General features: G+C 57.5%; 24 protein-coding genes and 3 pseudogenes. 10 read left to right on the top strand and 17 right to left on the bottom strand.

Annotated features, from left to right (window positions below):
* The first annotated feature begins 559 nt into the window (after positions 1-559).
* On the top strand, positions 560-2,233 hold the full coding sequence (locus tag BSG17_RS18920) for a thiamine pyrophosphate-binding protein (RefSeq protein WP_089826891.1): 1,674 nt from the start codon (positions 560-562) through the stop codon (positions 2,231-2,233).
* Between the two features lie 78 nt (positions 2,234-2,311).
* Positions 2,312-2,524, top strand: a complete 213-nt coding sequence (locus BSG17_RS18925) for a hypothetical protein (RefSeq protein WP_089826893.1) — start codon at positions 2,312-2,314, stop codon at positions 2,522-2,524.
* A gap of 675 nt (positions 2,525-3,199) precedes the next feature.
* On the opposite strand, the gene speB is transcribed toward BSG17_RS18925, so the two are convergent.
* Together speB and BSG17_RS18935 are read right to left on the bottom strand one after the other, a co-directional pair.
* Positions 3,200-4,222 carry an agmatinase gene (gene speB, locus BSG17_RS18930; protein WP_089826895.1) on the bottom strand — a complete coding sequence of 341 codons (1,023 nt, stop codon included), beginning with the start codon at positions 4,220-4,222 and terminating at the stop codon, positions 3,200-3,202.
* Positions 4,219-5,538 carry an aspartate aminotransferase family protein gene (locus BSG17_RS18935; protein ID WP_089826897.1) on the bottom strand — a complete coding sequence of 440 codons (1,320 nt, stop codon included), beginning with the start codon at positions 5,536-5,538 and terminating at the stop codon, positions 4,219-4,221. The genes speB and BSG17_RS18935 overlap by 4 nt, the downstream gene beginning before the upstream one ends.
* A 361-nt stretch (positions 5,539-5,899) precedes the next feature.
* Between BSG17_RS18935 and BSG17_RS18940 the strand changes: the two genes are divergently transcribed.
* Both BSG17_RS18940 and BSG17_RS18945 read left to right on the top strand, forming a co-directional pair.
* Complete coding sequence (locus BSG17_RS18940; protein ID WP_089826899.1) at positions 5,900-7,330, top strand: sodium:solute symporter family protein; 1,431 nt, start codon at positions 5,900-5,902, stop codon at positions 7,328-7,330.
* Between the two features lie 177 nt (positions 7,331-7,507).
* Complete coding sequence (locus BSG17_RS18945) at positions 7,508-8,515, top strand: NrpR regulatory domain-containing protein (protein WP_089826901.1); 1,008 nt, start codon at positions 7,508-7,510, stop codon at positions 8,513-8,515.
* Between the two features lie 117 nt (positions 8,516-8,632).
* On the opposite strand, the gene BSG17_RS27190 is transcribed toward BSG17_RS18945, so the two are convergent.
* A complete protein-coding gene (locus BSG17_RS27190; protein ID WP_170864869.1) occupies positions 8,633-8,779 on the bottom strand; it encodes a hypothetical protein in 147 nt (48 codons plus the stop codon).
* 941 nt (positions 8,780-9,720) lie between these two features.
* Entirely contained in the window at positions 9,721-10,887 is a 1,167-nt protein-coding gene (locus BSG17_RS18950; protein WP_170864870.1) for a polysaccharide deacetylase family protein, read from the bottom strand.
* 365 nt (positions 10,888-11,252) lie between these two features.
* Between BSG17_RS18950 and BSG17_RS27570 the strand changes: the two are divergent.
* A pseudogene (locus BSG17_RS27570) lies at positions 11,253-11,450 on the top strand (transcription initiation factor IIB); the annotation flags it as partial.
* On the opposite strand, the gene BSG17_RS27195 reads toward BSG17_RS27570, so the two are convergent.
* From BSG17_RS27195 to BSG17_RS18985, 7 genes and pseudogenes are all read right to left on the bottom strand, one after another.
* Positions 11,400-11,696 (bottom strand): hypothetical protein, encoded by a 297-nt coding sequence (locus tag BSG17_RS27195; protein ID WP_170864871.1) that lies wholly within the window; start codon positions 11,694-11,696, stop codon positions 11,400-11,402. The pseudogene BSG17_RS27570 and the gene BSG17_RS27195 sit on opposite strands and share 51 nt — an antisense overlap.
* Positions 11,680-12,040: pseudogene (locus tag BSG17_RS28670) on the bottom strand (SHOCT domain-containing protein). The gene BSG17_RS27195 and the pseudogene BSG17_RS28670 overlap by 17 nt, the downstream one beginning before the upstream one ends.
* A 91-nt stretch (positions 12,041-12,131) precedes the next feature.
* Positions 12,132-12,353: a hypothetical protein gene (locus BSG17_RS18965; protein WP_089826905.1), complete on the bottom strand. Its 222-nt coding sequence runs from the start codon at positions 12,351-12,353 to the stop codon at positions 12,132-12,134.
* A gap of 229 nt (positions 12,354-12,582) precedes the next feature.
* Entirely contained in the window at positions 12,583-12,930 is a 348-nt protein-coding gene (locus BSG17_RS28470) for a PAC2 family protein (protein ID WP_342028351.1), read from the bottom strand.
* 253 nt (positions 12,931-13,183) lie between these two features.
* Positions 13,184-13,516, bottom strand: a complete 333-nt coding sequence (locus BSG17_RS18975; protein WP_089826909.1) for a cupin domain-containing protein — start codon at positions 13,514-13,516, stop codon at positions 13,184-13,186.
* Positions 13,517-13,576: 60 nt separating this feature from the next.
* Positions 13,577-13,903: a CGCGG family putative rSAM-modified RiPP protein gene (locus BSG17_RS18980; RefSeq protein ID WP_089826910.1), complete on the bottom strand. Its 327-nt coding sequence runs from the start codon at positions 13,901-13,903 to the stop codon at positions 13,577-13,579.
* 250 nt (positions 13,904-14,153) lie between these two features.
* On the bottom strand, positions 14,154-14,375 hold the full coding sequence (locus tag BSG17_RS18985) for a hypothetical protein (protein WP_089826912.1): 222 nt from the start codon (positions 14,373-14,375) through the stop codon (positions 14,154-14,156).
* 30 nt (positions 14,376-14,405) lie between these two features.
* On the opposite strand from BSG17_RS18985, the gene BSG17_RS18990 reads away from it, so the two are divergent.
* Entirely contained in the window at positions 14,406-14,684 is a 279-nt protein-coding gene (locus tag BSG17_RS18990; RefSeq protein WP_089826914.1) for a hypothetical protein, read from the top strand.
* Between the two features lie 129 nt (positions 14,685-14,813).
* Here the strand turns inward: BSG17_RS18990 and BSG17_RS18995 are convergent, their stop codons facing one another.
* A complete protein-coding gene (locus tag BSG17_RS18995) occupies positions 14,814-15,398 on the bottom strand; it encodes a DUF7344 domain-containing protein (protein WP_089826916.1) in 585 nt (194 codons plus the stop codon).
* An 819-nt stretch (positions 15,399-16,217) separates the two neighbouring features.
* Positions 16,218-16,409, bottom strand: a complete 192-nt coding sequence (locus tag BSG17_RS27575) for a hypothetical protein (RefSeq protein WP_211609216.1) — start codon at positions 16,407-16,409, stop codon at positions 16,218-16,220.
* 58 nt (positions 16,410-16,467) lie between these two features.
* On the opposite strand from BSG17_RS27575, the gene BSG17_RS27580 reads away from it, so the two are divergent.
* The gene (locus tag BSG17_RS27580; RefSeq protein ID WP_211609217.1) at positions 16,468-16,869 is read left to right on the top strand and encodes a hypothetical protein; all 402 of its coding nucleotides are present in this window, start codon (positions 16,468-16,470) and stop codon (positions 16,867-16,869) included.
* A 114-nt stretch (positions 16,870-16,983) separates the two neighbouring features.
* Positions 16,984-17,787 (top strand): M48 family metallopeptidase, encoded by an 804-nt coding sequence (locus BSG17_RS19005; RefSeq protein WP_089826918.1) that lies wholly within the window; start codon positions 16,984-16,986, stop codon positions 17,785-17,787.
* Between the two features lie 415 nt (positions 17,788-18,202).
* Here the strand turns inward: BSG17_RS19005 and BSG17_RS19015 are convergent, their stop codons facing one another.
* Both BSG17_RS19015 and BSG17_RS26240 read right to left on the bottom strand, forming a co-directional pair.
* Positions 18,203-18,694: a hypothetical protein gene (locus BSG17_RS19015; RefSeq protein WP_139246705.1), complete on the bottom strand. Its 492-nt coding sequence runs from the start codon at positions 18,692-18,694 to the stop codon at positions 18,203-18,205.
* A gap of 100 nt (positions 18,695-18,794) precedes the next feature.
* The gene (locus tag BSG17_RS26240; RefSeq protein WP_139246706.1) at positions 18,795-19,283 is read right to left on the bottom strand and encodes a hypothetical protein; all 489 of its coding nucleotides are present in this window, start codon (positions 19,281-19,283) and stop codon (positions 18,795-18,797) included.
* 167 nt (positions 19,284-19,450) lie between these two features.
* On the opposite strand from BSG17_RS26240, the gene BSG17_RS19025 reads away from it, so the two are divergent.
* Complete coding sequence (locus tag BSG17_RS19025) at positions 19,451-19,957, top strand: DUF7342 family protein (RefSeq protein WP_089826926.1); 507 nt, start codon at positions 19,451-19,453, stop codon at positions 19,955-19,957.
* Positions 19,958-20,820: 863 nt separating this feature from the next.
* Positions 20,821-21,440: pseudogene (locus BSG17_RS19035) on the top strand (IS6 family transposase).
* A 21-nt stretch (positions 21,441-21,461) separates the two neighbouring features.
* Here BSG17_RS19035 and BSG17_RS19040 read toward each other — a convergent pair.
* On the bottom strand, positions 21,462-21,839 hold the full coding sequence (locus BSG17_RS19040; RefSeq protein WP_244531606.1) for a DUF411 domain-containing protein: 378 nt from the start codon (positions 21,837-21,839) through the stop codon (positions 21,462-21,464).
* Between the two features lie 471 nt (positions 21,840-22,310).
* The coding region (locus tag BSG17_RS19045; RefSeq protein ID WP_170864872.1) for a transposase at positions 22,311-22,596 on the bottom strand (286 nt) is incomplete at its 5' end.

Below are 22,596 nucleotides of genomic sequence, written 5' to 3' on the forward strand. Positions count from 1 at the left end.
GTACTGCGCACCATTGCGACCATGATAACCCGAGAGTGGCAGTTCGGATAGAGTACAATCACCGCTTCGAGTGTATCCGGGCCGCCGTCAGACTTCGTGAATGGCAGCTAGCGGAAGCACTGTTCGACAGAAGTGCGGAAATAGCCTTCCACCATCTAGTACTTATATCTTGCTTCCCCCACATTCTCTCTCGCTTATTTCTCCCCATATGCGTATTCGTTGGCGTTTGAGGATTGAGGATAATCTTTATTAATATCCTCTCTCTACTTACGGTGGCAATTAATTACCACCCTGCATACAATGGCGCTCAAAACAACCACACAAATCGTGACCTTCCCCAGATGGGACGGAAAAGCAAGTCCCGTTCGAACACACTTGTACAGGCCCGACCAGAGCTGCAAGTCTATCCGCCGAAATACCCTCTTCGATGGTGGCGGCTACTACAACGGGGTGAATCGTACGACACGGGGTTGGAATTCCTCAGATATGGATGCCACTTTCTTGAGGGTAATTGGTCGCCGTCACGCACAGAGAGATACCCAAGCGACATTCAGGACATATGGCAGAGAATAGTACTACCGGCGCGGATCTGTTTGTCGACGCACTCGTCGAGTACGGCGTTCGTTACGTCTTCGGCAACCCTGGAACTACAGAGCTTCCGATCCTCCGGTCGATCGGCAATTCGGATCTCGAGTATCTTCTCGGAGTCCACGAGGATATCGCGGTAGGAATGGCCGCCGGCTACGCCAGCATTCGCCGGTACCACGCCCATCACGACGAGGATATCCTCCCTCTTGGTGTGGTGAACCTCCACGTGGCGCCAGGATTAGCCCACGGGCTGTGTAACATTCAGAACGCCGACCGAAGCGGTGTCCCACTACTCGTGACTGCGGGCGAGCACGCTACACACGCAAAACACGAGGAACCGATTCTCTCCGGAGATCTCGTTCAGATGGTCGAAGAGTATACCAAGTGGAGCGCAGTCGTCGAAGATGTGACGGCGCTGCCGACAATGATCCGACGGGCAGTTCGAGTCGCTCTCACGCCACCGATGGGACCGGTGTTTCTGGGCTTGCCAATGGACGTAATGATGGCTGAAACTGACGCAGATCCAGAGCGATTGGGACCGATTCCGACGCTCGGAAGCGGTGATCCGACAGCAATCGAGGCATCCGTGAGAGCCCTCGAAACCGCTGACGATCCAGTCATCGTCGTTGGGGATCACGTCGCCCGCTCAGGATTCCGCGCCGTTGAGGCCGCAGTCGAACTAGCGGAGGAAACGGGGGCGGCCGTCTACGGGGAGATGGAAACCGCAGAGATCAATTTCCCGACTGATCACAATCAGTGGGTCACTTTTCTCCAACCGGACCCCGAGATGGCGCGAATCGCGCTTGACACCGATTTGCTGGTGTTTGTGGGCTGTTCCGCGAACGTTCCAGTAATCCCTTCGGAAACGACGTACATCTCGGATGAAGCTTCATGTATCCACATCAGTAGCGACGCTTGGGAGGTCGGAAAAAACAACCCCGCGGACACGGCAGTTATCGGTGATCCGGAGGAAGCAATGGCGGCGATTGCGGCCGCTGTAGATATCCCAGAGGCAGAACGCCGACGCCGCCAGAGCGGGATTCCGAAACGACACAAGGAGATGGAACCGTTCTGTTCTGACTCAGATCCCGATGCGGGTATCTCCAAGGGTCAACTCTCGTCCACACTCGCTGCGGTCGCGCCCAACGCCATACTAACCAACGAGGGCAATACAAGCAAGTACCCACTGCTCAACAATTGGGATCTCGGCCCGGAACAACTGAGTGCGAACAAGAATGGCGGACTAGGCTACACCTTACCCGCGACGATCGGAGCAGCCGTAGCGGCACGAGAGTACGGCGATGAGCGCCCGATTATCGGCGTTGTCGGTGACGGGTCCTATCTCTACTACCCGCAGGCTCTCTACAGCGCCGCCCGGTACGATCTTGATCTTACCGTTGTCGTCCCGGACAACCGTAACTACCGCATCCTGAAAGACGGAATGCTCTCGATCTACGGCGGAGATGACGCTGATCATGACTATCTGGGGATGGATTTCGATCCAGGTGTTGACATCGTCGCGAACGCGAAAAGTCACGGCGTACACGCCGAGTTTGTCGAGAGTGCTGACACTCTTGAGGCCGCACTTCGGGAGGCCGTTGAACTCGACGGCTCTGCCGTCGTTGATGTCGCCATCAAGGACTAACTACCCTTCTCCCTCCCGGAAAACGGGTGTGCAACTAGTCCGATAGGAGAGAGATGCTCATTCTGGACGACTACGACAGTGATTTACACCGGCGACGGCGAGACGCTGTCTCCACTCCGTGAAGTCGGTGACCCTGTCGCCGACGCTGTCAAGCTACGACCCTGCGTCGAGTTCCGGCCGATGTTCGACGGCCGGGTGACTATAGAGGCGCGAAACTACTGGAAGTCCTATCTCCTTCCGAACCTGTCCGATAGGACCATCGACGGTCTCTGTGAACACGCCGCCAGATGACGTCGACGAAGTCGGCCATCGGCAGACTCTCTAGCGATCTGGAACCCGCGTCTGACACCGCGCCTATTCACACCGGAACGCGGTGTGAGTGCTAAACGTCCAGTCCCGGTGGCACGACCCCGAAGTCGACGAGCATCACATAGAGTGGACCAGAGCGTCGTTCGACGCAATGAGCCCGTTCTCGACGGACGGAGTTTATGTCGATTTTATCGACAGTGACGAGGGGTCCAGCCGTGTCAGAGCCGCATACAGCGAGGAGATACACAATCGCTTGACCGGGGTCAAAGCGGAGTGAGGCCTCGAGAACGTCTTCCACCTGAATGGAGTATCGAACGCTGACGGGTCCGGACTGCAACTGAGTTACGTCGGGGTCGCCATTCAGACAGAAGCCCGGTCAAAGGGTTGCGAGTCCGGGGGTATGGGTGGACTTCGATCGAGTGTGTTTCGTGAGCTTTCGATTTGGTAACCCAGAGTGTCAAGTCGAATGTGGAACATGCGTCGGGATATGGGTCATCCCCGAGACGGTCCTTGGTCGCGTTACAGTCCCGACGCGGACCGGCGAACCGCTCTGACCTTCGCAACCCAATGTGGTTGGGGGGAAGGAATCGGAGGTGCTCTGCCCACGAGCCCGAGAACCAGTCCACCTCGACTCTTCCCGACACCTAGTCAGTGCGGCTACTCGGCGAACAGCCGTTCGAGCAGCGTGACCAATAGGTATGCCCCCATCCGACCGGTGTTGCCCGTGGGATCGTGCGTCGGTGCGACCTCCATCAGGTCCGCGGCGACGACGTCCTCCGAGGTACCGAGCTCCTCCATCACGGTGAGGGCCTGATGCGCCGAGAGGCCGCCCGGTTCGGGCGTCCCGGTACCGGGTGCGATGCTCGGGTCGAGGGCGTCGATGTCGAAGGTAACGTACACGCCGTCGGTATCGGCCGCGGCGGCGTCGATGGCGTCGCGGACGGCCGACCGGATTCCCTGTTCCTCAACGTTGACCATCGTCCGGAGGGTGATCCCAGCCTCGTCCGCGAACTCGAAGAAATCCGGAGCTTCGTAGCCCCGGATACCCACCTGGCCGACATGGTCGTAATCGGTGTATTTCGAGGCCGTGATGTGGTGGGTCGACGAGCCGTGGAAGTGTTCGCCGAAGACCGCGGATTCCTCGCTAGTATCGGTGTGGGCGTCGATCTGCACCAGCCCGAGGGAGTCGTAGTCGCCGCCCTCTGCGACCCCACAGAATGCGGGGTAGGTGCAGTAGTGGTCGCCGCCGAGAAGGACTGGCATCGTTCCCTGGCTCGCGACCGTCGCGACGTGTGCGCGAATGCTCGCTGCAGTCTCCGCCCGGTCCATCGGGAACACAGGCACGTCGCCGCAGTCAGCGACAGAGAGGGCACTGTAGTCGACCTGTTTCTCGGTGCGCATGTTTGTCAGCCCACCCTTGTACCCCGAGAGGTAGGCGAGCCATGCGGACGCTTCCCGAATTGCCTCCGGGCCGTACCGTGCGCCAGGTCGGTTCGAGACGGCGCCGTCGTAGGGCACGCCAAGGACTGCCACGTCGCGGTCGGCGACGTCGGTCACGTCCCGAATGTCGGACTTGAGAAACGACTTCACGCCGGCGTAGGAGAGTTCGACGCTCGCTGCCGGCGTCTCCTCGCGGAAGCGGTCGACGGGCGTCCACCCGGACGAGGTGTCTCGGCTCATGCCGTCTCCTCCGTGATAGCTGCCTCGAGAGCGGAGATCGCACGGTCGAGTTCCTCCTCACCGATGATCAGCGGCGGCTGGAACCGCATGACGTTGCCGTAGAACCCGCCAACTCCCATGATGACGCCGTCTTCGTGGAGGTGGGCGCCGACCGATTTTGCCAGTTTCGCGTCGGGGGTGGGGGCGATGCCTCGTGGTCCGGTTGCCGTCGGATCGACGAGTTCGACACCCTGCATCAGGCCGAGCCCACGGGTGTCGCCGACCACCTCGTACTCGGTTTCTAGTTCGGCTAGACGCTCGGTCAACCACTCGCCGCGATTTCTGGCGTTCTCGATGATTCCCCCTTCCAACTGATCGATCACCTCAAGCGCGGCGCCGCAGGCCACCGGGTTGCCGCCGAACGTCGAGAGGTGATCGCCGGATTCGAACGCGTCGGCGACCTCGGCGGACGCGGTGAACGCTCCGAGCGGGAGTCCATTCGCGATTCCTTTCGCCTGCGTAATAATGTCCGGGACGACCTCGAAGTGGTCGACAGCCCACATCGAGCCGGTGCGGCCGTACCCCGTTTGGACCTCGTCGGCGACGAGCAGTGCGCCGTGGTCGTGGGCGATCTCCTTGACTTGCTGGAGCCAGCCTTCGGGTGGAACGATCATTCCCCCCTCTCCCATCACCGGCTCGACAACGACCGCCGCGAGGTCGTCCGCCGTGTGGGTGTTGATGCGGTGTTCGAGCTCGGCTGCACAGTCACCGGGACAAGGACCACCCTCGCAGGTCTGGCAGCGATACGCATAGGGCGCCGCGAAGTGGGAAACGTCGTTGATAACGGGCCCCATATCTGCTTTATAGGACTTGTTCCCGGTGAGCGCGAGGCTTCCGAGAGTGCGGCCGTGAAATCCCATCTCGAGGGCGATGACCTCGGTGTTCCCGGTGTACTTTCGCGCGAGCTTGATGGCCCCTTCGACGGCTTCCGTCCCAGAGTTGCCGAAGAAGGTCTTCTGCAGATCACCGGGAGTAACCTCGGCGAGCCGTTCGGCCAGGTCCGCTGCCGGCTGATGCGGATGGACGTACGAGCAGCCGTGTACGAACTTATCGAGCTGATCTTTTGCCGCCTCGACGACCGCCTCGTTTCGGTGGCCTACGTTGGTCACCGCGATTCCGGAGAACACGTCCAGATACTCGTTGCCCTCGAAGTCCTCGACGGTACAGCCCTGGGCCCGTCGAACCGGGACGTCAAGCGACTTCCAGATAGGCATGAGGTACTCCTGATACTGTTCCTCGATCGTGGCGTTTGCGGTCGCCGGGTCTTGTCGTGACATCGTTTTCGTGTGGGAACTGCTAGCCACCGAACATGGAAACTAGCTTCCACCCCATTTCGGTGGGGACGCCTCAAAAGCGTTTCTGTGGCCCCCGAATCGGATCGGGGGGCGAGAGATTCGACGGGGCGTGTAGAGCTAGCGGCCGGCAACTTCCATCGGTTATTGACACCACACCGTTCCAGCCTTCAAACCCGAATAAAGCCGTCTTAAGCGTCGAATGCGGCGCATCATGTCATCCGCGCGCACCGTTAACGACGCAGTCTGGGCGATATTTCGGGGGCGGTTGATCTCTGATCTGGGTACTCGTCTCACGCCAGCTGTTACCAAAGATATTTACCATTGGTGGTGGCAATTGGTTACCATGGCTGCAGCAACCATCGACGTCGCCGTCGTCGCCCTGTACCTGCTCGGGATGGTGGGGCTGGGCTACTGGGGATACAGAAAATCAGAGACGCTCTCGGACTATCTCGTTGCCGGACGGAACATCCCCATCTGGATGTATGTGCCGGTTATGTCCGCTGTCATCCTTGGGGGTGCATCGACCGTCGGTGGGGGCGGACTGGGGTACCAGCACGGCGTTTCCGGCGCATGGCTAGTGATCATGCTCGGGTTAGGGACCGCAGCGCTCGGGCTCCTCATTTCGACGAATCTCGCGAACCTGAAGGCGTACTCGCTCGGTGAGGTTCTGGAGCGGCGGTACGACCGCTACTCCGGGACTATTGGCGCGCTCATCGCCGCGGTGTACGCACTGACCATCGCTATAACCCAGACCATCGCCATCGGGAAGGTGTTTAGTGTCCTCTTCGGCTATAGCCAGACGTCGATGATCGTCGCCGCCGGCGTCATCATCGTCCTCTACACCGCGCTCGGTGGGATGCTGACCGTCACTATCACCGACTTCGTCCAGTGGTGTATTATGACGGTCGGCATCTTCCTGCTTGCGCTCCCGCTCGGACTCTCTTCAGTCGGGGGAATCAGCGGTCTCACCTCGACGCTCGACGCCGCCTACTTTGATCCGACCGGCATTGGAGTAGACACTATCGCGAGCTACTTCCTGCTGTACGTGCTCGGCATCATGATCGGTCAGGATATCTGGCAGCGGGTGTTCACCGCCGAGAACGCCGAGACGGCACGGACGGGGACGATTATTGCCGGAGCCTACGCGGTCGTCTACGGCATCGCCACGGCGCTGCTCGGTACCATCGCCGTCGTCTTGCTTCCAAACCTAGCTGACCCCGAACTCGCGCTCCCGCGGCTCATCCTACAGATCGTTCCGACCGGACTCTCGGGGCTCATCCTCGCTGGCTTCCTTTCGGCGATGATGTCGACCGCGGACTCGACGCTCCTCGCATCCAGCACCCTCGTCACGAGCGACATCTACAAACGGTTCATCAACCCCGGCGCCGACGACACAACCTACACGCGGGTCTCCCGAATCGTCGTCGTCCTGCTTGGTGGGTTCATGGTCTTCGCGGCCATCCGCATTGGCAACGTCGTCAACGCACTTGTGCTAGCGTACGACCTGCTGACCGGCGCCATCTTCGTACCGGTGTTCGGGGCGTTCTTCTGGAAACGGGCGACGTGGCAAGGTGCGCTCTCGTCCATCTGTCTTGGCGGGGTCGTCGTGGTCGTCTCGCTCTGGGCGTACGGATTCAGCTCGAACCTGCCGATCATCTACGGACTGGTCGCCAGCACCGCCATCTACGTCGGCGTGAGTCTCGCGACGGGGCCGCCCGCGATCGAGAAGCTCAGCGAGTGGCGGAATTCGCTCGCCAGCAGCGCTTCCAACTGACGGCGTCAGAACTGCGACTCCCTACCTGCTCCGTGTGCAGGAGCCTTCCTGGTCCTATCTCCTCACCTCCAACCGGCGATCTGTCTCGCAGTCTCTTCATTACGCTGCGGCGACGACCCTCGGTCAACTGCGCGCGAACAGTACCACTATCAAGCGACGGTGCGTCAGTAGAGTCGAATGGGTAACGATCTGGACCGCAGGACGTACGACCTGCTCCGTCTCATCCGTGCGAACGAGCCCATTGGGAGCATCCGCCTCGTCGAGCAGATGCAACAGCGCGGCTACTCTATTAAGGGCCGCACCATCCGTCTCATGCTCTCGGAGCTCGATGAGACGGGGCTCACCGCAAAGGTACCCGGAAAGGGTCGGCGACTGACCGACCGAGGACGAACCGAACTCGACAAGGGCGACATCAGCAGTCGGCTGAAGAGCGTCCGGGAGCGAATCGCAACCCTCACGAGTCAGGTGACTTACGACCCGGCGGAGGACACTGGCGACGTCATCGCCTGCAGCGTCTCGCTCCGGTCGACCGATCTTCCGGCCGTACTCGACGTGCTCTCGGTGCTCTCATCGTCCGCGCTCGGGCCCGTCGTTGCAGCCCCCACTGTCGACGACGGAGAGGTCACGCTCAGAATCCCGTCGAGCATTACCCTCGACGGGGTCCTCCTCTCACGGGGTATCGACGTGGAACTCGTCACCGCCGGTTTAGTCGAGTACCAACCACCGGCGGACGCCGAGTCGGACGGTACCGTTGTTCGCTACATCGACACCCTCAGCGGCGAGGGATCGACCATGGACGTGGTCTCGCTCCTCGTCGAGGCTGGGCAGACGGACGTGAGCGCGGCCCTCGACGGAGAGATGGGCGTGCTCATCGTCGACAACCGGACGTTCCCGCTGACACGGTTCGCGGAGGGAGAGGACCTGGCCGTCGAGACGACCCGCCAGCTAGGGGGCGTCCTCGACATCCGTCGTCCGCGCGAGGACGGGCCGTTCCCGCAGGGCAGCCCCGGGTGGGACTTCGCATCACTCACTTACGGTGGCGTCGGTGAGCTCGCTATCGCCGTCCTCGCGGAGCGGGACCTACTGACGGACTGGAAGACGCTCGTCGGGCCGATGGCCGCACACGAACTCCAGCCACTTCCGGGTGTGCGCGCACGGTTGGCCGACGAGGGACTGGACGTCTAAGCTCGCGGTCGGACGGGGAGGGTACCTGAGAGATGAGAAAATGAGCTGTGCCGATGAAGGGACGGTAGGTGATACGGCAGCGAAGAGGCGCTGCGACGTCGCCAGCAAGACGACTCCTCAGACGCCGAGTTCGAGCGCGTATGAGAGGAAGAAGTCCTTAATAGAGGAGAAGTTGGCCATCGAGAGGAGCGTGGGAGCGTCGCTGCTGAAGTTTGAGACCATGTCGGAGTAGACGGTGCCGAGACCGCCGGCCTCCAGTAGCAAGAGAGGGGCGAAGACGAGCGTGAACAGTGTGGGACGACGTGCACGGCCACCGACGCGACGTGTTCAACCTGTGGTGGACCCGAGATCGTTACCTACTGCTTCTAACCGTTCGCTACCACTCGATGACGCCGATGCACGCCTCGCACCCAGTGTGGTCGACGACGGGGAATCACCACTCCGAGTACACTTGCCGCTGAACAACCTCACCGGGACAGCGACCAACGGGCCACTCAGAATGAGAGTTCGTTCCCATCGACGCTCACGCGTCGCCCCTGCTTCGACCCCTGAGGGAGCGTGGAGAGAGGACAGAAACCAAAGCGACGATAGGTCTTTGTAAAAACAATTCTTTGTGGCGATTATATTCGTCTGCGACGACTGCGGTCGTGGCTACGAGTGGGTGGATTTTCGCGGACAGAGAGACACGCACGGCTCCCGGCCGATTCAGTGTCCGAACTGTTATGCCTATCTTGGCCGGACAGAACAAGGGTCGAGTTCGGAGACGGAGCGTACGTGAGCAGTACCACCTCACCGCCCGATGTGTGCTGTTCGCTGCTTGTGCACCACTTTCTCCGGACATTATTTGTGAACGGCGTGCTCCGCGATCAACTCTCACTCCGCTCGCTTCGAGTACGCTGCCATGACCACTGTCTTCTGAAGCGGTTACGCTGCTCGAGCATCGAGGAACTTCCATGCAGTGGTTCGATCACCCGACGAGCGTGTTCAGAACCGAACACAATCACGTTTCGATCGGCTTGCTGAACGACCATCCAGTGAGGACGAGTCACAGTAGACCTTTGCGAGAGACGTCCTCTCAGTTCAGCACGCACATTTTCTAACAGCGGATATGGGTAGGTTCCGACACTCTGCTGAACAAAGGGCGCGAGTCGGTTACAACCGGAGTAGATCGTATCTCTACACTGAAAAGATACAATCAGTATGACTTACTCGCTCAGGACGACGTCTGAAGGCTGGACGACTTCGATCTTCCCCTGCTTCCTGTAGGTGGCGATGTGCTCGCACATTTCGCGGAAGTCGCTCGTGGAGTTCTCGGCATCGTCGCCGACCAAGTGCAGATAGAGATTGTACATCCCACGGTACGCATGAGCGACCTCGAGTTGGTTCGCAACTGCCTCGGGTGTGTTCGGTCGCGAGCGGTTGACGAACATCGGCCCCATGAGCGCCGACTGCGAGAGCCCCTTCTCGGAGCCCTTGAACGCAAGGTAGCCGAGGTTGTGATGTTCCCGGACGAGTTCGACCGTGTGCTTGTCACACCCACCACCAGGATACATGAAGGCGATCGGATCGCCAAGACCGCGCTCCTTGATCAGTCGCTTTGCACGTTCGATCTTCTTTTTCTGGGCGGAGCGCCTGAGGCCGTAGAGCGCCTGAAGATCATTACCGTGGCTGGCGAACTCCCAGCCGGCCTTCTTCAGCTCGTCCAACTGCTCTTGGTTCATCCGATTGTCGTTGCCGATGATGTCCGGCGGGACAGCCACGACGCCCTTGAGGTCGTACTCCTGCATGATCGGGAAGATGTCCTCGTAGATCGAGATCGAGATGTCGTCGAACGAGAGCATCACCTGTCCCGTCTTCGTCTGCTTCTGGTGGAACCGAATGTCGTCAAGCCAGTAGCGCTTACCCGCACCGTCGCCGTCGAGCGTGATTAACATCGACTCGATCGCTCCGAGATCACCATCGACGGAGTTGATCGAGGGGTTGACCCGCATCCAGGTGTTCGGGTGGTTCTGATTGAGCTGCTGGATGAGCCGAATCTCGTTGCCCGCGGTGTCAGTGAACCAGATGCGAAGGTTCGTCGGCTCCGGCTTGTCGAGTTTGACCGCGAGTGAGATGTCCTTGTTGGACAAATCAACCGGCACCGGGAACTCCCAGACGATCGTTCCACTAGAGTTCTCAATACGTGCAGACTGACTACCGGTATAGACCGTCTCTTTGTCGGCAGTGAGGTTCACGTTCGCGTGCGCTTGCCAGAACGAGAGGTCCTCGAACGATGCTGCAGTTGGCTTCATCGGTTGCGGCGATCCGAAGTCGTCTGACTGCGACGGTTCGGGTGTCGACGTCTCAGTTGTCTCGGTCTGGTGGGCAGTCATCTCAGTTGTCGTACTCTCTGTTGGAGCTGCCGTCTCCTCAGCGTTCGAATTGCCGCCCATGCACCCAGCAAAAAGCGTCGACGATGCTATTGACAGACTAGTAATAAATTTTCGACGACACACATTCTTATCTTGTTGCATTTTTGTGAGCAAAACCCGTTCATTTGATATAGGTTTTGTGCTAAGGATTTTATATAATCTCAGCGTGGAGTGCCGTAGGTTGGGTGAAGGCTCAGTTCAACCAGTAATCCGATCCGGAACAAATCGAGAGAGGTGTTCGTTTCTGGTCGTATTCAGGATCTCACTTGGAGAATGATATGAGTTTGATCGCCGAGGTCGAGTTTCGGGGAGATACTGTTCGTCGACGACCTCATTCCTCGAAAAAGCGCGAGCAGATGAGCCGGTTGCGAACGTGGCAAGAGCGCGTCCGGACGAAAGACGCTGGCGAGCGAAACCTCCAGTTTGCGCTCTCAGAGATGGATCGGATGGCTTCGGCACTCGGTACTCCACTTTCAACACGTGGGGTCGCTTCTGTCATCTATCGGCGCGCCCTCAACGAGGATGAATGAAACGACACGAAGAAGATCGTTACGCCGCAGGCTGATATGATCTTGTTTCTCGCCGGATTCATCAACGATGACGAAGCCCCAGTGGTAGGCCCCGACGTAAATCGTCTTGTCGACGCCGTCGTCACTGCCAAGGAGATTCCCGACGCAGCCAGAGAGACCTGCGATGCCAGCTCCAAGCGTGATCAGGAATTCCCGCCACTGTACTGTCGGAGATATGATCGTGCTATCGTGACTCCTCACGGCTGAGTTTCGCGCGGCGTTCCTCGAACTCCTCGTCGGAGAGATCACCACGAGTGTACGCCACTCGGAGTTCCTCGAGTGCTCTATCGCCGGTCAGCGACGACCCGACGCCGCCGACGAGGCCGCGATAGAGGAGATAGCCGATACCGACGAGGACGACGAGCCAGACAAGCATCATCCCGATGCCCCCACAGCAGTGAGAGGCCGCCAGCGATCCCGCCGCCCCACCACCAGCCCATCATCGGCATCGCGAATACCATCATCAACAGAGGAAACAGGACGATCACTGCGAGGACGATCAGGACGATGCGGAGCAGGCCGTCGGAGGTACGTTCGGTGGACATGTGAGCCACTAGAAATATCTGTCGACTGCGTTCATAAAGTTGGGCAGCCACCAGTAATCCACCAGTGATGGCCCTGACTTGAGGCGTCCCCTCAACAGCAGTCGGGGTCGTCGGGCGACCACTCACAGGCGTCGCCAGTCGTCAGGCTATTTTCGTCCACGTAGGTCGAGAGACACGCGTAGTTGCAGAAGTACGTTGGCGACCCACAGTCGTCGGTACAGTCGCGCACACAGATCGGGTCGTGGTCAAAGATACGTGACCCACAGTAGGCACACGTCTGATCGGTGTCGGGGAGTTCAACGGTTGTAGACATACCCGTACTACGGGGAGAGTCAAGAAAGTATTTCCTCAGCTGGACATTCATACTTCGGCTCCGGACTGTCAGCAGCGGTAATGTGCTTGCACTGCTAAAATTCGATTGCTCCAATCATCGACTCTCCAACGCACTTCGGGCAGACATCGGTATCGTATTCCTCCAGACAGTGCTGGTGGCAGCAGCACCCGCAGTGCTCGCAGACAAACACCTCCTCGTCGCTGGTGCACTATGAATCAGAGATGGAGCATCGAACCATTAGTTCCTCGAACTCGAGTGCCGCCGTCGTCGCGATGGCTGTGACAGTGCCGAGGTCCGTCTCTCGTTGGGCAGGCACACCGGCTAAGAAGATCGCTCGATCGAACTCTTCGGCCAGTTGTTCGTGGACACACCGACTCAGCGGTTTGTACGCCATTGGGGGGAGTGCAAGATCACTCTGCAGTGTCATCACCGGAGGGGTAGTGCCTCCATACACTCTGACCGTATCCCGAGCTCGTCTATTCTGATATGAGAGCACCGGTGGAAACTCCTCGGAGACGAGATTCCCGTGGTGCTGGAGTCCAAGTTGCTTCGTGATCTAGTCAACAGCGATTGCAGCGACCAACCCATATCCGGGAAACCCTTCAATGAGGGTGGGCGATTTCGCGTCGATATCGGTGAACGAGTCAAATGTGACAGTACAGTCTTCCATCGGTGGTTCCTCAATGACTTTTCAACGGACAGATACAAAGTGGTATTCGCGTCGCGACCAATGGCGAGTTCTTCGATTGGGCGGTCCTGCGATCGTCAAGAAGGACGTGATGGACTGTGCGGTATCAATCGGTTCGCTGCTATTCGTTGTCAAGATCTTTTCCGTTAGGTGCCTCTCGTTTCGCAGCGAGAACGAGCAATCCGGTACAGTCCGTCTTTGCAACCGGAGAGATTTCTTGCGCCCCATCGAAGTGAACCACATCCCCCTGATCCACGTGGTAGGGTTCCCCGTCGAGTTGAAGTTCAAGGGCACCAGAGATGAGATAGAGGACGATCTCCCGATCCGGGTGAGCGTGCGGTTCAACGTGCTCCCCTTCCGAAAGGGTCAATCGGATCGTCTTCGGCTCCTCACTGGGAAATGCGTTTGCATGCGGTGCCCCGTCAAGTTTCTGTAGCGATTTGACATTTACCATGGTGCTCGAATCGGTTGGTGGATGGATTCGCAGGTCGCGACCGCCGTTCGTTCGTGAGCGCTATTTGACGTGAGCGCGAACGACGTGGCCGCCACAGCCACACTGTTCGATATACTCGCACCGAACGTCCGCCTCCTCGAACCGGTCGCCGAGCGCGTCATAGAGATACGTCTCCGGATGGCCGTGTGCCTCGTGAGTAACGAGATTGACGTGGTGGCCGCTTGTCGTGTGTTCAATGGCCTCGACCGCGTGTCGTTCGAGCAAGGAACGATTGTCTGCGTACTGTGACTTCTCGAGATTCGCCGACCACGAGTTATCGTGCGTGCGGTCAGTGACCGGTTCCGTGTCGCCGTGATCATGGTCGTGATCATGAGAGTCGGTTGCCATACACGTCTGTAGGTTCGCTGTTGGCAAAAGAAGGTGGGTCGCGAATCGCCTATGGGACGAGATCACCGGATACAGGGAAGATTTACTGCGTAGGGTCGAGACGGAGTACCGACCACCAGGGGAGTGGCTGGCAGCCGGCGGTGGTGCAGTTGTTCACGACCGACGAGAAAAGCGCCGGTCGTGATTGTAGGGCCGAGAGACCTGGTGTGCGTCGGGAGACGCACAGGTTGGTGTGATGGCCTGTTCGTTATCAATCTGTTCCACGCCACGTCTCGATGCGATCTGCTTCGTCCCGGTGTCCGTGGTGGCTGTCTCCGGTAGTGATGAGGCCCTCGCTCAATCCGTCTAATTCCTCAGCGATCTCTTCAAGATGTTCGGGGTGCGGAGCGCTTCCGACGAAGTCGACGTCACCGAATGCCCGCTCTGAATCGGTCCGTCGTTCTGCCTTCGCGTCGATTATCTCTTCGATCACGATTTAATTCGGCGAGAACCAACGAGGTGTATGGTCGATCAATCAGAGATCGAGACCGAGGAGGTCACGGACGACTACTACCGGTTTCGAATTCGAGACGACGACCAGTTCGAGAGCTTCGCCGATACCCCCGAGTGGGCGGAAGAGATCGCGGAAACGGTCACCGAGGGAGCGGCGATTCAGATGGGGAGTGTCTCCGAAAGCGATGCCTTACGTATCAGAAGCGTCCGAGTTCCGAAGAAGCCGAACCTCAGACAAGAAGGTCCCAAAGATGTCGCGACGCGAATCGTTGAGAAAGTTCGGTCGTGAACCGACGAGCGGTCTAACTGGTTCTCGAATAGTACGTTAACCAGCGGTCTTCGCCGAAGTCGTCACAGCCGAGTCGTAGCGTTCTATCGACGGAATTCGGTTTGTCAACTCACTACCAGAGGATGCCACTCACCGGACTGTGCGTGACGTGACACCGAGGGTTGTCACACCGAACAGTCCCGTGATGATTGTGGCGAGCGATCCGGCAATGACGGCCGGAGCGAGTCCCAGCGTGGTTGCGACGAAGAGGACGACACTCACGGCTGTCGCGCCACTATAGTATTTCAGTGATGTCGAGTCCGACTCAGTAGTCGCCTGTTCGGAGTCGGCCTGTTGCTCGTCAGTCTCGGAGATCACATACGTTTCGAGTTGCTTGAGCAGCGGTGTCGATTCGACCCAGCCACGACTCTGGTTGTACTCGATGATGCCCTTCTCGTCGAGTTTCGGCAGGTGACCCTGATACAACGAAATGTACACACGCTGGCGTTCGTCCGAAGTCAACTGTGCAATGGGTTTGTCGTTCTCCCAGGCGGCGACCTGCGCTGCAATGTCGCGCATTTCGCAAACCGAGTCATCGTCGCGCTCGCTCAGATATCGCACCACGCTACGCCGACGCGCGTTCTGGAGAAGATGAAACACGTCATCTCGGCTCAGAGACTGTTCGGACACTGCCGGTTCGGACGGTACTGTTGCCGAGGTGGGTTGGGTACTCATTGGCCTACTCGAAGGCACTCACCAGCTATCGATAAAGTGACTCGTCCGTTAGTGGCGATTCAAATCCGTTCAACACCGTTTACGTCTGGTGGTTTTCGTAGAGTTATCGTGTTGATTAGTGTCGTTTGAGGCTCGCCCGGCGCGAGCGCTCAGTGGACTGCCGTCAGAAGAGGCTGTACACTGTTTCCACGAACATGGAGAGAGCACCAACAGGGGAACTCTTGAGCTACGCGAGCTATCTGTCTGTATCAGCTGGCATCTTTAACAGAGTGCAAGAAGAATGCTCCAAGGCTTCACCTCGGGAGTGAGTCCGACCACTCGCGACAGAAACCAGTAAGTCGATACACTCCTACTTAAGAGAGAGAGCGATGGAATACAGTCACCGCTATCACGCTTCCAAACTTGTGTGAAGAGACACTGGTAGAGAACATCTCACCGCCGGCACGATTCGAAACAATGTGTTACAGTCTCACAACCTTTTACGGTTGTTTCTCTAACTCGTCAGTGGAGGCCAGCAATGCCCGTTGTTCAAACACTCAGAAATTAGCTCACAAAGGAGTCGAATGAGAAACCAGACACGTACAAATGTCTCGTCTGCCATTCGATGTTTCTTGTCTCCACGTCACCGCTGGGGACCGTTAACTGTCCCCCGTTGTGGTGCAGTTCACGTGCAAGCAGCAACTCCGACATCGGCGAGTCGAAGCTGACACCAAATCCCACGTCGATGTTTCACTGCTTGTAGTCCTCAATCAACCCACCTCGCAGCACGATCTCAACCTGGCACGGGTTCAACGTGTGCTCGGCCGAGAAGGCGGTGCCCTAGGTAGCGTTACGCACCGTGGCCCGGGTTCCGTTCTGTATCTCCTCGCGAACGTCAGGGAGTTCGAGGGTGTCGCCCTGCTCGATCGCCTGGTAATCGGCCCGGTCGATGAATTCGGGGGGTACGATACCGAAGTTCACGAGGTTCTGCCAGTGGATGCGAGCGTAGCTGACGGCCAGCGCCGCCCGCATTCCCAGATAGTAGGGCGCCAGTGCGCAACGTCTTGCTCGGCACTCCGAATCGCTCCTGGTGGACAGGGTACGAGACGCCGTTGCCGGCGGGCGAAAACCAGATTCCCCACTTCTGGCAGGCACTTCGCAAAAAGAGATAATCGTCGGGGTTCTTGTTGTCCTCCTGGAGGAGATTGTGGTCCACGTACTGGGCAGAGAGCTCGGTCTCGAGGTGATCGACGTCCATGGCTTCGAGCTCGAGCATGACAATCGTGCCGGTGACGTCCTGGGTCAACGTCTGATCGATGTCCAGTGCGATTTCTTCACCCGACTTCATCCGGCCATCAACGAAGTCGTCTTCGATGAGTTCCTCTGTGACAGTTCTTGGTATGGGCTGAGATGCGACGAATACCCTCTTGTTCTTCGGCAATTATTCGATCACGGCTCGTACAGACAAGAAGATGCGAAACCAATCCTCTGAAGGAACCAGCCCACTGAGACGGCGTCAAGCGCAGTTCGTTGTACTTCCTTCAAGGAGTTTTTATGCTTAACTACGCAACGCACCAATATGCCACATCTCGGACTCAAGATACGGATGGCCATCGTCGGTACCATCCTCGCTGCGTTCTATCTCGTCGTAGTCGCCGCCGCGATGGTCGTGTTTGGAACGGGAATCTGGCCCATCGCTATCCTCGGCAGTATCCTCCTGATCGGCGTGCAGTACAAGGTTGGCAAGTGGGCGGCACTCCGTAGCGTCGGGGCCGAAGACATGCCCGAACAGCAGTACAGCTACATCCACCAACGAGTGGAGCAACTGTCCCGGGAGATGGGTATCAAGAAACCAGAGTTGAAGGTTGCCCGTATGGGTGTCCCGAACGCGTTCGCCGTGGGCCGAAAGGGCGCCGGCGTCGTCGTCGTCTCCGAGGAACTCATTCAGTTGCTCGACCAGGATGAACTTGAAGGGGTTCTCGCTCACGAACTTGCACACATTGCGAACCGAGACGTCGTCACGATGGTCATCGGGCAGGGAATCGCGTCCATCGTGGCGATCGTCGCCCAGTATCTCGTCCTCTTCACGGGTGACAACGATCTCGCAGACTTCTTCCTTGCGATCGTTGTTGGAAATATTGTTCAGTTCTTCGTTATGCTGTTCGTACTTGCAATCTCACGGTACCGCGAGTACGTCGCAGACGCCGACGCGAAGGGCGCCATCGGGAGTGGTGACCCACTAGCTCGTGCTCTGGAGAAAATTCAGCACGGCAACCAGCGCGCCCGTGAGTCGAAAGTCGACGAACAGGTAAACGCGCTCTGTATCTTCGGTGAGAGCACCGGTCTGCTCACGAAGTTGGTTTCGACACACCCACCCGTCGAAGAACGCATTAGGCGACTTCGATCGTAGATGCCTGGAATCCGTGAACTCCTCGCAGTTGCCCTCGGTATCTGCCTCGGTGTGGTGCTCGTTGCAGCGCCGCGAACAGCACTCCGACTGTCCGTGTTTCTCGGGCCACAACGTCGTCATCGGGGGCACTACGGAACAGACAACGATATCCCCGAAATGTGGGCCTGGATCGTCCGTGCCCTAGGTTTCGTGTGTATCGCCGTCGCTGCCTTCATCGCCTCTCAAGCGTACGCCTAGCAGTCCTGTCGGAGTTCTTTACTCTTGATACTGGCAGAGTCCTGTTCAGTTGATAGTATGGATTCTGGGTCTCGAAATAGACGGACTATTAGGTGTCTGTTGCAGGTCGGAACCGAAGGATATCGCCCGAATTCGATGATCGGAGTTCACGTCCTTCAGAGCCTAAAGAAAGCCAAGACTACGATTCGGAGTCCTTCTCTATCAGCAAGAACACTTCCGATTCCGAGGTGACACGTTTCTTGTAGAGGGTCCCACGGTCAACAAGATGAGCCAGACCACCGTGAGCAACCGCTGATGAACAGTCGAGCGTTTCAGCAACCTCCTCGGCGGTGAGCAGCGGCACTTCGGCCGATCTGAAGATCGCGAGGATATCATCGAAGGTAATCTGCCTAGATTCCGTGCTAACTATCTCCTCTTCACTAGCGTTGGGCGACGGGGTGGTAGTCGACTTGACGTCGAAGAACCGCCGACAGTCGGATGCATGATGCGGCCCGGCGATGAAGGGCCGGACGTTGCAATACCGGCACTGCTTGCTCTGTACCAACTCGCTCTCTGTGGCTAACTCTGACTGATGACGGTCACAGTCGGGGTCGTGGTGTGGCCCTTCACTGAAGGGCTTTGCTCCACAGTGCGTGCAGGCAACGCTGTAGTTGTATCCACTGTTGGCCATCGAGGGTGATTCAATCCAAAGGAGGGCGGCAAAATCAATAACTGTTGCTTTTCAAATCGTGATTAAATTAATTGGTATATTTCACTTACTCCGTAGGTACTTAGGTGCTGAGACTGCCAAGAAGCCGGTTGATGAGGTCGAATAGGTCCTGCAGGACGTCTTCGAGGATATTATCCAACCCACCAGACCCAATGTCAGCGATCGCGCAAAGCAGGTTTCCGAACCCAGTCTCGCCAGTGATGTCGAGTTCGATTTCGTTTAGTTGAATGCGAAGTCCGAGTAACTCGAGATCAAGAGTGAGAATCGCATACGTGTCGTTAGCACTCATCTGCACCGGTACTTCAGAGACCGATTCGGTGCCGGAAACAGTCTGTTCTGCGGGTGTCGTCACTGTGAAACGACAGTCAACGAACAGATGACTCGTGTTCGGTCTGTGAGTCAACCCGTTGACGGCGGATTCCGGTGGTTTGTGAATGCGCCCAGCTGACGCGAAGTATTTCTCGGTATCTAAACACCGTGTCGCGGTTGCGATGCGAGCCTTACTCCTCGATGCCGTTGCAACGCAGGCGGTCGCCGACGGCAGAATCATCGTGAGCGACGGCGATTCTGGGGAGTTAGATGTGTGCGACTGTGCAGAGCTTGGCGACGAGTTTCCGTGCTGGGAGTGCTACTAGACCCGGAAGCGGACGCTTCCGGAGAGATTCAGTAAATTGAGCTAGAGATAGAATTATTGCTGTTGAGTTCAAAGTAGAGGGTATGAGCGAGACTTGGATCGAACAGACATCTGCATTTGACCGGGTCAAGAGCGTTTCTCTCACATTGTCAACCCCACGTACCGCTGCCTGGATCGCTGAGGAAGCGCACGTCTCGGAGAATACTGCCCGGAGTCACCTCTCACGGCTTGCTGAACTCGGCGTGCTCGCAACAACCACGACTGACCACGGAACTGGGTACAGTCCTGATGCCATCTACACGCGCTCACAAGATATTCGCGAACTCATCCAAGCAAATACCGAAGACCAACTCGCCACGCAAGCGGTTGAACTTCAAGAAGAACTGGCGTCGTATTCGACCACATACGACGTTGAGTCACCAGCTGCACTCAGGACGTCGATTGCAACGGCCAGTCTCTCTCCGGAAGAAGCACGTGATCGTCTCGAAGCCGTCTCTGATTGGGAGTACGCACAGTATCGGCTGTCAGTGGTGCGGGACGCACTCGAACACTACGACACCTACAGTTCGTCACGCCCAGCGTCGGCATGACCGGCCAACCCCCGTCCAGTGGTCGCGACCCCGGTGCTGAGCGTCACCGTATTCTTCGTCAACTTCGCCAGCAGCTCGAACAACACCCCGCTATCAATGCGGCGTGGGGTGAGCCAGACGGTGCGTATGCCGAAGTCGGTGCGGCAGTTTCTCCAGCGTACTTCGGACGTGACGCTGAGACCGCAACCCTCCGACTCGTGTGGTACCCGTCGCCAACTATCGCCGATCGTGATTCCCGTCCAGACCCCGCAGATCCGACGACTGCTGGACCACGAACCCACTTCGAGGCGATGTTCAAATTGCACTACAGCGAATCCAGCGGGTACGACTGTGGGTTTCACAACGAACCCAATTCACACGTTGAAGGATGGTTTCACTTCCAGGAGCGATCCACACCAGACACGAAATACGAGTACTCACTGTCGAGTCTCGATGCCCGGACACCAGTTAGTGCCCTTTGGGAGTTGCTTGACCTCCTTGAAGAACAGATCCGGGGCGACGTCGGGACATGAGTCACTCAAGATGCATCGATTGGTGGTAGATTGAGCGCCTCGAGAACAATTTTTCTGTCCTCCAAGGGTGTGGGGCGTCACACACACTGCGTTCCGAGAGCCACGATGCACCGACTCATCTACGTGCTATAGTGTGAGTCATCACTCACCCGACCACACGACGGCGTGCAGTCGGGTTGGGTGACCAGTTACACCAGCTACTATAATCGAAGCACCGAATCGAGACGACGCCCTCGCCAGAGGGAAGACAGCGTTCGACCGTCTGATCGGCGTCGGGTCGGACACCTCCGCCCTCTTCGACTACTACGTGGCGTTCGACGACGAGACAACGTCTGTCGCCGGAACCGCCCAGTGCGGAGGTTTCTGGGGACGCCCGTTGGAGCGTTTGCTGTCCGACTCCATGCTGACGGTTTGTCGCTTAGCGAGACAGAAGCGATTCTGCATCTCCTCGGCGTCGAACGCTCGTCTCAACCGATTTCCCAGTAGATACAGCAGTTGGTCGACAGTGTCGCAGACCCGTCGAAGGCGCAGCCGAGGCGAGTCGCTGTCGACGAGACCGCTGTCAAACTTAATGGTAAGCGGTCTTGGCTGTACGCTGCAATAGACCTCGACACAAAGATAATTCTTCACGTCGTATTGTTCGAGCGCCATAGGACTAATCCGGCGGCTGTGTTTCTCCACGAAATCTGTGAGAAACACGATTGCTCAGATACTGTGCTTCTCACGGATGGCTTGGCTATCGGACTGCCCTCTCTCGATTAGGACTGAACGGTCGGGTCGACTACACAGACCGAAACCTGATCAGAAAGTGGTTTCATACATTGAGAATGAGGGTCGACCGTTTCCACAACTTGTGGGTGGACAGTCGGCTAAGCGGCCACCAGTGTCTTGTGATGTTCGTTCATTACTATAATTTTCAGCGATCGCAACAAGCGTTCGACGGACGAACGCCAGTTCGGGAGATTAATTAGACAGTTTACTTAAATTCTAAATCAGATTTCGACGTACGTTCCTTGGGCTTGCTTTCCACCGATTGCGTAGACGGTCCATGGTCCCTGTTTCGTCCCACCCATACCAGGCGTTCCGGCTGGCATCCCGGGGAGTGCGACGCCATCGATCGCCGGTTTCTCTGTGAGGAGCTTCGCGATTACTTGTGCTGGAACGTGTCCTTCGACGACGTAGTCTTCGAAGACAAGCGTATGACAGCTACGGAGGTCTTCGGGGACGTTATACTTCTCTTTGATGCGAACGATGTCTTCCGGGACTGTCTCAGCGAGCTTCCCGTCGATATTGTCGCGCAAGTACGACGCATACTGCTTACAACATCCGCATCCGGGTGCGTTGTACTGCTGGGCAGTGGCGATTGCCACGTTCTCTTCGAGATTCCAGTTACGTGCATCGGACGATCCGAGACATCCAGCAACACCAAACACACCGGTAGTTGCCAGTGTGCGGACTGCAGTTCGACGTGTAAGGGACATCAACTGCACTATATCGGTGATAAATTAAAATACCTGTTACTCGTTGGGCCTTGTTGTGGGCTGTCTGTTTACTCCTGGCTTCTCGCTTCAAAGCTTGGTTTATAAGTATCCAACTTTGCTTTCTGGTACCACCTTTCAGGGTTCAGACGCTCGGTTCAAGCGTCTCTGAGTGATGCTCTGTTTATTTTGTAGATTCACTCTTTCAATCCCACGCTTCACGCTTACATCAATCCGTATTATGTAAAGCTTCGTTACGATACTATTGATGTAATCGAATAGTTACTATATTTAAACTCTGCTTGAGAAAATCGAGTAGGCAGTTTTTGGTCATCTAGAGAACACGGACCACCTAGTGTTCCGTCAATCGTCAATTGAGGGGTAGAGTCGATACAATTTGATGCGAGCATCTTCGGTTGTGAATTGCCAGTTAATCTGAGACTTCTTCTTGTTTCGGTCTCCAACCCATGCAGCGACCTCCTGTTGGAGGGTCGCTGCATCGGGGATGCGGCGGTCAAGACACTGCCGGCTGAGGACGTTGATTTCGATCTCAGCCATGTTCAGCCAGCTGCCGTGAACTGGCGTGTAGTGAAACTCTAGCTTGTCGAGTATCCGCCGGGCGTGGGCCGGCGGATACGTCTCGTACAGC

It is taken from the genome of Halogranum amylolyticum (genome assembly GCF_900110465.1).
GTDB classification, from domain to species: Archaea; Halobacteriota; Halobacteria; order Halobacteriales; family Haloferacaceae; genus Halogranum; species Halogranum amylolyticum.